Source organism: Streptomyces sp. AM8-1-1 (assembly GCF_032229325.1).
Taxonomy (GTDB): domain Bacteria; phylum Actinomycetota; class Actinomycetes; order Streptomycetales; family Streptomycetaceae; genus Streptomyces; species Streptomyces achmelvichensis.
Window position 1 is genome coordinate 4,562,761 of sequence record NZ_CP135086.1, and the last position, 13,668, is coordinate 4,576,428.

12 protein-coding genes and 2 pseudogenes are annotated in these 13,668 nt (G+C 70.3%); 6 read left to right on the plus strand and 8 right to left on the minus strand.

Annotated features, from left to right (window positions below; translation table 11 throughout):
* Nucleotides 1-35 precede the first annotated feature (35 nt).
* Both RPQ07_RS20685 and RPQ07_RS20690 read right to left on the minus strand, forming a co-directional pair.
* Nucleotides 36-620 carry a hypothetical protein gene (locus RPQ07_RS20685; RefSeq protein WP_313945653.1) on the minus strand — a complete coding sequence of 195 codons (585 nt, stop codon included), beginning with the start codon at nt 618-620 and terminating at the stop codon, nt 36-38.
* 231 nt (nt 621-851) lie between these two features.
* The gene (locus tag RPQ07_RS20690) at nt 852-2,306 is read right to left on the minus strand and encodes an MFS transporter (protein WP_313945654.1); all 1,455 of its coding nucleotides are present in this window, start codon (nt 2,304-2,306) and stop codon (nt 852-854) included.
* Between RPQ07_RS20690 and RPQ07_RS20695 the strand changes: the two genes are divergently transcribed.
* Nucleotides 2,305-2,625: a hypothetical protein gene (locus RPQ07_RS20695; protein ID WP_313945655.1), complete on the plus strand. Its 321-nt coding sequence runs from the start codon at nt 2,305-2,307 to the stop codon at nt 2,623-2,625. The two genes, RPQ07_RS20690 and RPQ07_RS20695, sit on opposite strands and share 2 nt — an antisense overlap.
* 109 nt (nt 2,626-2,734) lie before the next feature.
* Here RPQ07_RS20695 and RPQ07_RS20700 read toward each other — a convergent pair whose 3' ends face one another.
* The 3 genes and pseudogenes from RPQ07_RS20700 to RPQ07_RS37805 form a co-directional block, all read right to left on the minus strand.
* The gene (locus tag RPQ07_RS20700) at nt 2,735-3,133 is read right to left on the minus strand and encodes a hypothetical protein (RefSeq protein WP_313945656.1); all 399 of its coding nucleotides are present in this window, start codon (nt 3,131-3,133) and stop codon (nt 2,735-2,737) included.
* A 437-nt stretch (nt 3,134-3,570) separates the two neighbouring features.
* The gene (locus RPQ07_RS20705; protein WP_313945657.1) at nt 3,571-6,036 is read right to left on the minus strand and encodes an HAD-IC family P-type ATPase; all 2,466 of its coding nucleotides are present in this window, start codon (nt 6,034-6,036) and stop codon (nt 3,571-3,573) included.
* A 202-nt stretch (nt 6,037-6,238) separates the two neighbouring features.
* Nucleotides 6,239-6,484: pseudogene (locus tag RPQ07_RS37805) on the minus strand (DUF2530 domain-containing protein); the annotation flags it as partial.
* Nucleotides 6,485-6,683: 199 nt separating this feature from the next.
* On the opposite strand from RPQ07_RS37805, the gene RPQ07_RS20715 reads away from it, so the two are divergent.
* Nucleotides 6,684-8,120, plus strand: coding sequence for an NCS2 family permease (locus RPQ07_RS20715; protein ID WP_313945659.1), 1,437 nt, complete (start codon nt 6,684-6,686; stop codon nt 8,118-8,120).
* 34 nt (nt 8,121-8,154) lie between these two features.
* Here the strand turns inward: RPQ07_RS20715 and RPQ07_RS20720 are convergent, their stop codons facing one another.
* Nucleotides 8,155-8,337, minus strand: coding sequence for a ribbon-helix-helix protein, CopG family (locus tag RPQ07_RS20720; protein WP_313945660.1), 183 nt, complete (start codon nt 8,335-8,337; stop codon nt 8,155-8,157).
* Nucleotides 8,338-8,532: 195 nt separating this feature from the next.
* Here RPQ07_RS20720 and RPQ07_RS20725 point away from each other — a divergent pair, with 195 nt between their 5' ends.
* The 3 genes and pseudogenes from RPQ07_RS20725 to thpR form a co-directional block, all read left to right on the plus strand.
* Nucleotides 8,533-8,973, plus strand: a complete 441-nt coding sequence (locus RPQ07_RS20725; protein WP_313945661.1) for a MarR family transcriptional regulator — start codon at nt 8,533-8,535, stop codon at nt 8,971-8,973.
* A 27-nt stretch (nt 8,974-9,000) separates the two neighbouring features.
* Complete coding sequence (locus RPQ07_RS20730) at nt 9,001-10,317, plus strand: MFS transporter (protein WP_313945662.1); 1,317 nt, start codon at nt 9,001-9,003, stop codon at nt 10,315-10,317.
* A gap of 132 nt (nt 10,318-10,449) precedes the next feature.
* Nucleotides 10,450-11,010 (plus strand): annotated as a pseudogene (gene thpR / locus RPQ07_RS20735) (RNA 2',3'-cyclic phosphodiesterase); the annotation flags it as partial.
* A gap of 348 nt (nt 11,011-11,358) precedes the next feature.
* On the opposite strand, the gene RPQ07_RS20740 reads toward thpR, so the two are convergent.
* Together RPQ07_RS20740 and RPQ07_RS20745 are read right to left on the minus strand one after the other, a co-directional pair.
* Nucleotides 11,359-12,348 carry an aldo/keto reductase gene (locus tag RPQ07_RS20740; protein ID WP_313945663.1) on the minus strand — a complete coding sequence of 330 codons (990 nt, stop codon included), beginning with the start codon at nt 12,346-12,348 and terminating at the stop codon, nt 11,359-11,361.
* 58 nt (nt 12,349-12,406) lie between these two features.
* Nucleotides 12,407-12,919 carry a MarR family winged helix-turn-helix transcriptional regulator gene (locus tag RPQ07_RS20745; protein ID WP_313945664.1) on the minus strand — a complete coding sequence of 171 codons (513 nt, stop codon included), beginning with the start codon at nt 12,917-12,919 and terminating at the stop codon, nt 12,407-12,409.
* A gap of 105 nt (nt 12,920-13,024) precedes the next feature.
* On the opposite strand from RPQ07_RS20745, the gene RPQ07_RS20750 reads away from it, so the two are divergent.
* Complete coding sequence (locus tag RPQ07_RS20750; protein ID WP_313948961.1) at nt 13,025-13,495, plus strand: carboxymuconolactone decarboxylase family protein; 471 nt, start codon at nt 13,025-13,027, stop codon at nt 13,493-13,495.
* Nucleotides 13,496-13,668: the final 173 nt, after the last annotated feature.

Below are 13,668 nucleotides of genomic sequence, written 5' to 3' on the forward strand. Positions count from 1 at the left end.
GATTGAATATGCCCCCCGCGTTGCGCGGCCGGAGGTCAGTGACCGCCCTTGGGCTCCCTGCAGCCGCCCTCCATGAAGAAGCCGTGCGACTCCACGTCGGGGGGTGTGCCGAGCAGACCTGTGATGCAGGGCCCGGTGTCCGGCACGAGGAAGGTGAAGCCGAGCGAGCCACCCGTCCCGTAGACCTCCAGGTCCGCGCTGCCGTAGCCGAGCCGCCTCAGTGCGGCACGCAGGGCGGGCTCGTCCCGGACACCCTCCAGCCCGCGCGCGATGCGCTTCGCATGCGCCTCACCACGGCAGGCGGCATCGCCCGACAGGGGTGCCTTCCGCTTGAACGCGTGGTTCTCGGCGTACTTCTGCGCCTCCGGGTCCATCGACCGTGACGCGGTGGCTTCGGGGGATGCGCTCGGCCCACGGTCGGAGCAGATCGCCGCCACGTCCTTGAAGCGGCGGTCGTGCTCGGCCTTCGCGGTCTTCCGCGCGGCCTCGTAGGAGGCGGACGCCGAGGCGGCGGCCCGTTCAGCGGCCGGTTCGGGGGCCTTCTCGGTACCGCACCCCGCCAGCACCGGTACGGCGAGCACGAGCAGGAGACCGGCGGCGGCGGGCGTCAGACGATGCATGCGGCGATTGTGCGCCGGGGCACGGGTGTTGGTCCTGAGTACGCGTACTCAGGCGCCGGCGCGGTCGGATGCGGATCACGTGGGCCAGGCCACCGCACAACAGGAGAGCCCTGGTCACTCCCGGATCCCGGCCGACGCGGCCCCGGCCACCCGCAGTCCCCGCCCGGCCCTCGACCCCGTCGGCCCGGGCCGGTCGCGGCCCAACTCCCCTGCCGCGCACCCCTGTACACCTCACCCCCGCCGCGGCCCCCTGCTCTCGTCCGAGTCCGAGTCCGAGTCCGGCGGTGGCCACGGCGCGTGCAGGGACAGCGGTGGCACCTTGCCGTGGACCACGAGCCGGTGGCGCACCACCATCACGACGGCCGACGCCAGCAGGATCACCGCTCCGCCGAAGCGCAGAATCGTGTCGTACGCGTCCTCCGCAGGACTCTCCGGAGTCATCGCCGTGATCGTGGTCGCCGCGCCCGCGAGGGCGATCGCGCCCAGAGTGACCAGGAACGTCAGTACCACCCCTGACGCCTCGCCCGCCCTGGCCGGCGGTACGACCTGCTGGGTCGCGACGCTGGCGAAGGTCCAGCCCAGTCCGAGGCCGAGCCCGCACCAGGCGAAGACGGGGATGTAGAGCCACCAGGCCGTCACCTGGCTCAGCGCGATCATCCCCGTTCCGGCGATCAGCCCGGCGAGCGCCATCACCGCGGTGGGCCGCATATGCGTCCCCAGCCGGGCCCCCAGAGGCCCGGCGCATGCCACGAGCAGCGCGGGGGCCAGGAAGACGATGCCGGCCATCAGCGGGGACAGACCGCGTACGCCCTGGAGGTAGAGCGTCGCGACGAAGACGGTGACGCCGTAGCCCATGTTGGCGACCGAGCCCATGCCCGTCACCAGGTCGAAGGAGGTGTTGCGGAACAGACGCAGATCGACCAGCGGGTGCCGGGCCCGGCGTTCGCGCAGCAGGAAGAGTCCGCCCGCCACCGCCGCCACACCGAAGAGGGCGAGGGTGCGGACGCTGTCCCAGCCCCACGCGCTGCCGCGTTCCACGGCCAGCGTGACGGCCGCCAGAGCGCACACGATCGTGAAGCAGCCGGTCAGATCGAGCTGGCGGGGCGCCGAGGGGTCACGGGAGTCGGGGACGGAGCGGACCGCGACGATCAGCGCGAGTGCGCTGAGCGGGGCGAGCAGCCAGAAGATCCAGCGCCATCCCGGGCCTTCGGTGAACCCGCCGCCCACGAAGGGCCCGAGAGCGGTGCCGATGTTGGCGATTCCGAACGCGGCGCCCAGCGCACGGCCCTGGTTCTCGCCGGGGAAGGCGTTGCTGATGACCGCGACGGACACCGGGAAGACGAATCCGGCGCCGATGCCCTGGACGACACGGGCGGCCACCAGCAGCGGCAGCCCGGGGGCGAGCGCACAGGCCACGGACCCCGCGGCGAACAGCGCGATGCCGGCGAGCAGGGTGCCGCGCCGGCCGAAGACGTCGCCCACCCTGCCGCCCACGATGAAGAAGCAGCCCACGGCGAGCATGTACGCGGACAGGGTCCACTGGGCGGCAGAAGGGGTGACGTCCAGCTCGGCCGCTATCCCGGGGATGGCCAGGTTCAGGGCGAAGAAGTCGACCTGGATGCAGAACAGGGCGACAGCGCAGGCGACGAAGGCGCCCTTCTGCGCGGACGGCGACTCTGCGCGCATGGGCACGTCCCTTCAGGCGGACCTGGCCGTGTCCCTCGCCGTCCATTCTCGGTCCGCCCCCGCGGGTCCGCAGCCCGACGCCCGCCTGGGCTCCCGTCCTGGCGCGTCCGCCGCCTGCGCCGGGTTCTTCCAGGGCACCACCCGCTCGATCAGGGAGCACCCTCGGATCGTCACCACCAGGGCGATGCGCCACCAGGTGTACGGACGCGGGCGGCGGACCGCGCCGACCCGCACCCCGCTTGGCGGCGGTCAGGTCGCCGTCGGCGGGTGTGTGGCTCTACCCCGGGCTCTTGGGGGTTCGTGGCCCACCGGCCTGTGATGAGCGAGTTCCCGGTGGTCCGTGAAGATCCGCGCACCCACCGGAAGCCGGTCGGCCCAGGCCCGGCCCGCCTGCGCGGCCCGGGCCTGTCACCTCGTACAGCGGCTCGTCAGACCGCCAGACCCACCGATACGGCTCCGCCGCCGACGGCCACCGCGAAGGCGGCCCACCGCTGCAGACGGGTCACGGCTTCGGGGCGGCCTCTGGAGGCAAGCACCATCACCGAGTTCGCGGCGAACGCCGGCAGGAGGACCCCGAACATCGCGATCGTGCCGACCGTGGACAGGCTCATGTCCAGCGGTGCGGCCACCGCGGCGACCGTCACGGCCACGGCTGCGAGCCCGTACAGGATTGCGGGTGCATGCGCGACATCGTCACCGGTACGCGGTTTCGGACCTCGCTTCAGATGGTGCTTCCAGTGCCGCCGCTCGGTACCGAACCGTGCCGGCCCCATCAGCCCCACCTCGACGACGAGCGCGATGACGGCTATGACTTCGATCGACTTCATGGCTGCTGCCTCACTTCTTGCAGGCGCTGGAGATCGCGGTGATGCCGATGAATGCCTTCACAGCCTCGCGCTCAGCGGATCCGACACGCTTCGGTGAAGACGGCGGTGGCGGCGATGCTTGCCACAGCAACGGTCACTCGACGTACGGCTGTGCGCGGCGAGTTGCCTATGCGCATGGGATCCCCCTGGTGCTTTGCGTGTTCTCGAGCAGGCCGGATCGCCCCCTGGTCAGGAGGGCAGCGGGTGTGCTCGTCGGTCGTGATCAACTTCAGCACCGGCGACGGACTTCACCTGTGGTGGAGCACACAATTCCGGCTCAGAAGTTGCTCAAACCTCAGGTTCTGCACGGTTGGAGCCGATCGGCCGGCCAGGGATCGGGAACGGCGTTGCGCACCCTGGGGTGTTCGGCCGGAGAGGCAACCCGAGGAACGGCCGCCCTACGCCGGGTACTTCCTCCCCACGTACCGCCAAGCCAGCTCCAGCAGCACCGCCCCCACCGCCGCGATCGCCGCCGCGGCCCACGGCATCGTCATGCCGACCAGCTTCAGCGCGAAGAAGTGCTGGAGCCAGGGCACGACCAGCACGATCAGGAAGCATCCGCCCATCGTCGCCACCAGCGCGATGCGCCACCACGTGTACGGGCGGGCGATGATCGCGAGGACCCACATCGAGACCAGGAACAGCGTGAGCGTCGCCGCGCTCGTCTCCGCTTCGAGGGAGCCGGGGCCGCTGTAGTGGGAGCGCGCCAGCAGGTAGGTGCAGAAGGTCGTGACCGCCGCGATCGTGCCCGAGGGGATCGCGTACCGCATCACCCGGCGCACGAAGTGCGGCTTCGCGCGCTCCTTGTTCGGCGCGAGCGCCAGGAAGAACGCCGGCACACCGATCGTCAGCGTCGACAGCAGTGTCAGATGCCGGGGCAGGAAGGGGTACTCCACCTGCCAGCAGACCACCAGGATCGCCAGCAGCACCGAGTACACGGTCTTGGTCAGGAAGAGCGTCGCGACGCGGGTGATGTTGCCGATCACCCGCCGTCCCTCCGCCACCACGGACGGGAGGGTCGCGAAGCTGTTGTTCAGCAGCACGATCTGTGCGACGGCCTTGGTCGCCTCGGAGCCGGAGCCCATGGAGACGCCGATGTCCGCGTCCTTGAGGGCGAGGACGTCGTTGACGCCGTCGCCGGTCATGGCGACCGTGTGGCCGTTGGACTGGAGCGCGCCCACCATGTCCCGCTTCTGCCGCGGGCTCACCCGGCCGAAGACCGCGTTGGAGTCGAGCTCGGCCGCCATCTCGGCCCGCTCGGAGGGGAGCCGGCGGGCGTCGACCGTGTTCTCCGCGCCCGGCAGACCGAGCTTTCCGGCCACCGCGCCCACGGAGACCGCGTTGTCACCGGAGATGACCTTCGCGGCGACGTCCTGGTCGGCGAAGTAGCGCAGGGTGTCCGAGGCGTCGGGCCGCAGCCGTTGTTCGAGGACCACGAGCGCGGTGGGGGTCGCCCCGGACGCGACGGCAGGCGCGTCCAGCTCGCCGGCCGCCCGCGCGAGCAGCAGCACCCGCAGACCCTGTTCGTTGAGCTGCTCGATCTCGGCGAGTGTCTTGTCGCCCGCGGGCAGCAGGACGTCGGGCGCGCCCAGCAGCCAGGTGGAGCTGTTGCCGTTGCCCTCGCTGAAGGCGGCGCCGCTGTACTTGCGCGCCGACGAGAAAGGCAGCGACTGCGTGCACCGCCAGTCCTCGCTGTCCGGGTAGGCGTTGATGATCGCCTGGAGCGAGGCGTTCGGCCGCGGGTCGGACTCGCCCATCGCACCCAGGACCTTGCGCACATAGGGCTCGTCCGCGCCGTCCAGCGGCCGCAGCTCGGTGACGTCCATGCCGCCCTCGGTCAGGGTGCCCGTCTTGTCGAGACAGACGACGTCCACCCGCGCCAGGCCCTCGATCGCGGGCAGCTCCTGGACGAGGCACTGCTTGCGGCCGAGCCGGATGACGCCGATCGCGAAGGCGACCGAGGTCAGCAGCACCAGGCCCTCGGGGATCATCGGCACGATGCCGCCGACGGTCCTGGCGACGGAGTCCTTGAAGTTGTTGTCCTTGACCACCAGTTGGCTGATGATGAGCCCGGTCGCGGTCGGGATCATCATCCAGGTCACGTACTTGAGGATCGTGCTGATACCGCTGCGCAGCTCGGAGTGGACCAGCGTGAAGCGGGACGCCTCCTCGGCGAGCTGGGCCGCGTACGCCTCGCGTCCCACCTTCGTCGCCGTGAACGCCCCGCCGCCCGCCACCACGAAGCTGCCCGACATGACCTGGTCGCCCGGCTGCTTGAGAACCGGGTCGGCCTCACCCGTCAGCAGCGACTCGTCGATCTCCAGGCTTTCCGCCTCGGCCACCTCGCCGTCGACCACGACCTTGTCGCCGGGGCCGAGTTCGACCAGATCGCCGAGGACGATCTCGGAGGTGGAGATCTCCGCGGAGGCCCCGTCGCGCCGTACGGACGGTTTGGCCTCACCGATGACGGCGAGCCCGTCGAGGGTCTTCTTGGCGCGCAGTTCCTGGATGATGCCGATGCCGGTGTTGGCGATGATCACGAAGCCGAAGAGGCTGTCCTGGATCGGCGCGACGAAGAGCATGATCACCCACAGCACGCCGATGATCGCGTTGAAGCGGGTGAAGACGTTGGCCCGGACGATGTCGGCGGTGGACCGGGAGGAGCGCACGGGGACGTCGTTGACCTCGCCCCGCGCGATGGCTTCGGCGACCTCGGCCGCCGTGAGCCCGGTGGCCGGCGGCCGGGTCGCGGTGAGCGACTTCGGCGGCTTCATCGGGTGCACGGGATCCAGTTCGGCGCCCGCGTCGATGTGGGGGCCGTCCGGCTCAGGGCCGTTGGTCTCGATCCTCGCCCGCTGCGTCATGGTCTCGACGGTACGACCGGACGGTCCCGTTCACCCGCCGAGTCGCCCGGGATCAGACCGGGGGAGGAGACGAATCGTCCCGGGGAACTACGGGTTCGTCCGAGGGTGACCCCGGCTTGCTCCCGGGAACGGCGGATTCGTCCCCGTGCGCCCCCGGCGCCGGCGCGTCATCGGCGGCCACGGGCGAGGCCGTCGCGCTCTCCGCCGCCTTCGCGCGCTTGATCGCGACGTCCCGGCCCCGTACGTACCAGATTCCGATCAGGCCGAGGCCCGCGCCGGCCAGGCAGGTCCACACCCACCACATCAGGTCGCGTTCGTCGAACCAGTTGTAGAAGGGGATCTGTACCAGGAAGAGGACGAACCACAGGATGGTGCCGCCGACGATGGTGCCGACGATCGGCCCCTCAAGGGGTTCCGGTGCCTCGTGCCGTGGGGTCCACTTCGCCATGCGGCCAGCTTAGTGCTGCTCCTGTACGCCCCTCCCGCCGGTCTCCTCAGCTGCTCACACGCTGTCTACGCGCGGAGATAGCGATCACGGCCTCATATGTTCATACTGAAACGGTTTGCCCCTGACCGGTTTTATTCGTATGAACCGCCAAGTTCAGCACTGCTGAACCGCCGAGTTCAGTCACCGCAATGAGGACCGCATGACCAGCTCGGCCCCCGCCAAGGTCGACCCCCCGCAGACGCCGTCCGGCCCCCTGGACCGCTTCTTCAGCATCTCGCAGCGCGGTTCCACCGTGGCCCGTGAGGTCCGTGGCGGCTTCGCCACCTTCTTCGCGATGGCCTACATCATCGTGCTGAACCCGATCATCCTCGGCAGCGCGAAGGACATGTACGGGCACCAGCTCGACAGCGGCCAGCTGGTCACCGCCACCGTGCTGACCGCGGCCTTCTCCACGCTGCTGATGGGCGTCATCGGCAATGTCCCGATCGCCCTGGCCGCCGGTCTCGGTGTGAACACCGTCGTCGCGCTCCAGCTCGCCCCCCGGATGTCGTGGCCGGACGCGATGGGCATGGTCGTCCTCGCCGGCATCGTCGTGATGCTGCTGGTCGCCACCGGCCTGCGGGAGCGGGTGATGAACGCGGTGCCGCGCAGTCTCCGCAAGGGCATCGCGATCGGTATCGGCCTGTTCATCATGCTGATCGGGCTCGTCGACTCGGGCTTCGTCTCCCGTATCCCGGACGTCGCCAAGACCACCGTGCCGCTCCAGCTGGGCCTCGACGGCCACCTCAACGGCTGGCCGGTATTCGTCTTCGCCGTGGGCGCGCTGCTCACGCTCGCCCTGATCATCCGCAAGGTGCCGGGCGCGATCCTCATCTCCATCGTCGTGATGACGCTGGTCGCCATGGGCATCCACGCGGTGGCGGACGTTCCGAGCTGGGGTCTGACCACGCCCGAGTGGCCGGGCAGCCCGGTCGCGACCCCCGACTTCGGGCTGGTCGGCGAGGTGAGCCTGTTCGGCGGCTTCGAGAAGGTCGGCTATCTGACCGGTGTGCTGTTCGTCTTCACCGTGCTGCTGTCCTGCTTCTTCGACGCCATGGGCACCATCCTCGGTGTCGGCGACGAGGCGAAGCTGATGGACGAGGACGGCAACTTCCCCGGGATCAACCGGGTCCTGCTGGTGGACGGTCTGGCGGTCGCCTCGGGCGGCGCGACCTCGTCGTCGGCGACGACCTGCTTCGTGGAGTCCACGGCGGGTGTCGGTGAGGGTGCCCGGACCGGGCTCGCCTCGGTGGTGACCGGCGCGCTGTTCTCGGTGGCGCTGTTCCTCACACCGCTCGCGACCATGGTCCCCTCGCAGGCGGCGACGCCCGCGCTGCTGGCGGTCGGCTTCCTGATCCTCGCCGGTTCGATCCGGGACATCGACTGGAGCGACTACACGCTCGCGGTCCCGGCGTTCCTGGCGATGGTGATGATGCCCTTCACCTACTCGATCACCAACGGCATCGGCATCGGCTTCATCGCTTTCAGCGTGCTGCGGCTGGCCGTCGGCCGGGGCCGCGAGGTGCCCGTCGCGATGTACGTCGTCTCCGCGGTGTTCGTCTTCTACTACGCGATGCCGGCACTCGGCCTCGCCTGAGCCCCCTCCCGCGGACCGGCGTGACGCCCACGGCTCACGTCAGGCCGTAGAACTTCTCCGTCTCGTCGACGGCCGCCTTGAAGCGTTCGTCGAAGTCGTCGCGAATGAGCGTCCGGACCACATAGTCCTGGACGCTCATTCCGCGTATGGCGGCGTGGTGCCTGAGCCGGTCGAGCAGCTCACCGTCTATCCGCAGGCTGAGCACAGTCGATCCCATGCCAGCCAGGGTCGCCGCAGCGTCGTGGCCGGTGCGTCACTTTCCGGATACGTCTCACTCATATGGGTGACCCGGCCCTTTTCCGGGCGCCGCCGGACCGCCCCCGGGGTGCGCCTCCCGCACCGTCTTCGCGCCCCTCTCGGGCCCCCGCCCCCGGCTGGTATTTAGCATGGGTAATGAGTTACGCTAACGAACATGTCGGACCTGTCCTACGGCGACGATGCCGCCGCCGTGAACTCCCTGCGCTCGGCCGTCATGCGGCTGGGCCGGCGCCTGAAGCACCAGCGCGTCGACGAATCGCTGAGCCCCACCGAGATGTCGGTGCTCGGCACCCTGGCGCGCTGCGGCTCGGCCCCCCCCGGTGAGCTGGCCCGCAAGGAGTACGTACAGCCGCCGTCCATGACCCGGATCGTGGCGCTCCTGGAGGCCAAGGGGCTCGTCCGTCTCGAACCGCACCCCGACGACCGCCGGCAGAAGGTCGTCAGCCAGACGGAGCAGGCCGAGGCCATGCTCGAGGAGAGCCGCCGCAAGCGGAACGCCTGGCTGGCCGCCCTCGCCGAGGGGCTCGACGATGAGGAATGGGCCAAGCTGCGCGCGGCCGCTCCCGTACTGGAGAAGCTCGCGCACCTGGCGTAAGCACCGACCGCCGAGGAGGCGACGCTGTTGAGTACGGGACCCGGAGCAGACTCCGCACCCGCACCCTCTCCTACGACCATGTTCAGCTCACTGAAGATCCGTAACTACCGGCTCTTCGCCATCGGCCAAGTGGTGTCCAACACGGGCACCTGGATGCAGCGCATCGCCCAGGACTGGCTGGTCCTGACGCTCACCGGATCCGCGTCCGCCGTCGGCATCACCATCGCGCTGCAGTTCCTGCCGATGCTGCTGTTCGGCCTGTACGGCGGGGTGCTCGCCGACCGGCTGCCCAAGCGCGGTCTGCTGCTGGCCACCCAGTCGGCCATGGGCGCGACGGGCGCCGCGCTCGCCGTCCTCACCCTCAGCGGACACGTCGAGGTCTGGCACGTCTACCTCACGGCCTTCCTGCTCGGCATGGTCACCGTCGTCGACAACCCGGCACGTCAGTCCTTCGTCTCCGAGATGGTCGGCCCCGACCAGCTCGGCAACGCGGTCAGCCTCAACTCCGCCAACTTCCAGTCCGCGCGGCTCGTCGGCCCCGCCGTGGCCGGTGTCCTCATCACGGCCGTCGGCAGCGGCTACGCGTTCCTCTTCAACGGACTGTCCTTCCTCGCCCCCATCGCCGGCCTGCTGCTGATGCGCAACAGCGAGCTGCACAAGGTGGAGCGCGCCCCCCGGGGCAAGGGGCAGCTGCGCGAGGGCCTGCGGTACGTCTCGACGCACCCCGAGCTGATCTGGCCGATCGTCCTGGTCGGGTTCATCGGCACCTTCGGCTTCAACTTCCCGATCTGGCTGTCGGCGTTCGTCGACGACGTGTACCACTCGGGCGCGGGCACCTACGGGCTGCTGAACACGCTGATGGCGGCCGGATCGCTGGCGGGCGCCCTGCTCGCGGCGCGCCGCGGGACCTCACGGCTGCGGTTCCTGGTCGGAGCCGCGGTGATGTTCGGACTGCTGGAGACCGTCGCCGCGTTCGCACCGGGGTTCTGGATCTTCGCGCTGATGATGGTGCCGATCGGGATGGCCGGCCTCACCGTCAACGTCACGGCCAACTCCAGCGTCCAGATGGCGACGGAACCGGCGATGCGCGGGCGCGTGATGAGCCTGTTCATGATGGTCTTCGTCGGCGGTACGCCCCTGGGCGCGCCCGTCTTCGGCTGGATCACCGACACCTACGGACCGCGGATCGGCTTCGCGGCGGGCGGTGTCATCTCGCTGCTGGCGGCGCTCGGCATCGGTGTGATGCTCGCCCGCGCCGGCGGGCTGCGCCTGAAGGTCGACCTGCGGCCGGGCCACAAGCACCTGGAGTTCGTGCCCCGGGAGAGGCTCGCGACCGCCGCGTGAGACGAGGGCCGGCCGAGGGGTGGGACCGGAACCGGCCACGCTGTGGGACGGGGGTCCGGCGCCCCGTGGGACGGCGCAGGGAAGGGCTCCCGGCACCTGTGTGAACCGGGCCGGCTGGGCCAGACTCGGATCATGAGACTCTTTGCCGCCGTACTGCCGCCCGGCCAGGCCGTCGACGAACTCGGCCTCGCCGTGGACCGGTTGAGAACCCTGCCCGGCGCGGACGGCCTGCGCTGGACCGGCCGGGCGGGCTGGCACTTCACCCTCGCCTTCCTGGGCGAGGTCGACGAGAAGATCCTGCCCGAGCTGCACGAACGGCTCGGCCGGGCCGCACGCCGTACCGACCCCTTCCCGCTGCGCATCCACGCCGGCGGGCACTTCGGCAAGCGTGCGCTGTGGGCCGGGGCCTCCGGCGGGCTGGCGGAGATGCGCCTGCTCGCCGAGCGCGCGGACGCGGCCGCCCGCAGGTCCGGGATCGGCATGGAGGAACACCGCCGTTACACGGCCCACCTCACCGTCGCCCGCAGCCGCGTGGACATGTCGCTGATCCCGTTCGTCGACGCGCTGGCCGACTTCGACAGCACCCCCTGGGAGGTGTCCGAACTCCATCTCGTCCGCAGCAACCTGCCGGTGAGCGGGGTGAAGGGGGAGGAGCCGCGGTACGAGACGGTGGGCACCTGGCCGCTCGGCAAGGACGCGGGCGCTCTGCCGGAGCCGGGCGCGGAGGCGGCCATGGAACCGGGGCCGGCCACCGATCCGGGTCCGGGCGCCCCGACGGTCCCCGGTACGGAGCCGGGCGCGGGTACGGAGCCGGCCCCCGGCACGGAACGGGGTGCGGAACCGGAGCCGGGTTCGGGACCCCTCGAACAGCCGCGTTAACCTCGTTGCGTGAAGACCAAGACCAGAAACCAGATCATGGCCGGCGTCCTTGTGCTGATGTTCGGCATCATCGCCGTGGCGGCCGTGGCCGGCCGGTAGCGGCGTCCGGTATCCGTCCGCTGCCGGCCGGCCCACGGCCGTCCGTCGGTCACTGCCGGTGACCTACCAGGCGAAGGCCTCCGGAGAGGGTCCCGGACCCGGGAAGATCTCGTCGAGACCGGCCAGCACCTCGTCGCTCAGTTCGAGCTCGACGGCGCGCAGCGCGGACTCCAGCTGGTCCGCCGTACGCGGACCGACGATCGGTCCCGTGACGCCCGGACGGGAGAGCAGCCAGGCCAGCGCGGCCTCGCCCGGCTCCAGACCGTGCTTGTCGAGCAGGTCCTCGTATGCCTGGATCTGCGCGCGGGAGTCGGCGTCGGCCAGAGTGTCGGCGGCACGGCCGGTCGCGCGGCGTCCGCCCTGGGCCTCCTTCTTGAGCACCCCGCCGAGCAGTCCGCCGTGCAGCGGCGACCAGGGGATGACGCCCAGGCCGTACTCCTGCGCGGCCGGGATCACCTCCATCTCGGCGCGGCGTTCGGCGAGGTTGTAGAGGCACTGCTCGCTGACCAGCCCGTACGAACCCCGGCGCGCGGCGGCCTCGTTGGCCTGGGCGATCTTCCAGCCCGGGAAGTTGGACGACCCCACGTACAGGATCTTGCCCTGCTGGACGAGTGTGTCGATGGCCTGCCAGATCTCCTCGACCGGGGTGCTGCGGTCGATGTGGTGGAACTGGTAGAGGTCGATGTAGTCCGTCTTCAGCCGCTTGAGGCTGGCGTCGACGGCGCGCCGGATGTTGAGCGCGGAGAGCTTGTCGTGGTTGGGCCAGGCCTCGCCGTCGGCGCCCATGTTCCCGTAGACCTTGGTGGCGAGGACCACCTTGTCGCGGCGGTCGCCGCCCTTGGCGAACCAGCTGCCGACGATCTCCTCGGTGCGGCCCTTGTTCTCGCCCCAGCCGTAGACGTTGGCCGTGTCGAAGAAGTTGATGCCCGCGCCGAGTGCGGCGTCCATGATCGTGTGGCTGTCGGCCTCGTCGGTGAGAGGCCCGAAGTTCATCGTCCCGAGGACGAGTCGGCTGACTTTGAGTCCCGTGCGTCCGAGCTGCGTGTACTCCATGGGCCCCAAGCCAACTCCTTGGAGCGCGCTCGAAGCAAGGGCCGGCCTCGCGGCACGCTCAAGCGCCGCTGAACCAGCCCGCCGCGTCGAGGCGGAAGGCGTCGGCGGGGACGACCGAGCGCAGTGCCTGCTCGATGTCGCCGACCCGGTCCGCACCGAGCTTCCGTGCCCAGTCGGCGCGCAGTTCGTCGAAGATCGCGGCCGAGCGGGACAGTGCGTCCAGGCCGTGCGGGGTGAGCCGGACGAGTTTGCGGCGGGCGTCGGCCGGGTCGTCGGCGCGGACCGCGTAGCCCAGCGCCACGAGCCGGTCGACGGTCTTGCCGGCGGCCTGCTTGGAGACGCCGAGGCGGCGGCCGACCTCGCTCGCGGTCGCGCCGTCGATACCGATCGCCTGCATCGCGAAGCCGTGTGCGGGGCGGACGTCGGGGTGGCCCTGGCGGGCCAGCTCGACGTGGAGCCGGTCGATGAGGGAGCGGAATCCGGCGAAGAGGAGCAGGGGGAGCTCGTAGCCCCTGCCGGGAACCCCCTTGCCGTTATCGACAACCTGGTTTACCTTTTTATCGTCAACCATGTTGTCCATCTTAGAGGGGTCACCGTGCTCACTGATCACGCCGTCGCCGATCGCGCCTTTCCCGACCACAGCCCGGAGTCCGCACCGCCCGCGTCCCGTCGTTCGATGGAGGCGGTCCGGCGCAATCTGGGGCATCTGCCGCCCGCGGTCGCCAGACTCGCCGCCTCGCCGCACACGCTGGACGGATTCCTTCAGCTCAGCGCCCTCTTCGAGCGCACGACGCTGGATCCGGTGGCGCGCGAGGTCGTCATCATGACGGTCGCGGCGCGCAACGAGTGCCATGTCTGCGTCGTGATGCACACCGGCAAACTCCGGGCGCTGGGGGCGGATGAGGAAACCGTGGCGGCGCTGGTCGCGCAGCGCCCGCTCGACGACGAACGCCTCGAAGCCGTACGGAGGTTCACGCTCGACGTGATCGCCGCGTCCGGCGCGGCCGGGGGCGAGTCGCTGGCAGCGTTTTTCGGCCAGGGCTTCACTCCGCAGAACGCGCTGGAGGTGGTCATGGGGATCGGGACTTACACGCTCTCCACCTTCGCCAACCGCCTGACGCGCGCCCCGCTGGAGCCGACAGCCTGATTTGGCCGTTACATGTCAACATTCGGTGGCTCTCCTTGTTTTCCCGGGAGGCCCGTGCAGCAATGGGAGCGTCGCTGACGACCCATCAGCCGCACCGTGCTCGCAGGTGATCCGGCTTCCCGGGCTCCCCACGCCCCAGGATTGCGTGCGCACGCCCGATGGCAGCCGCCGGC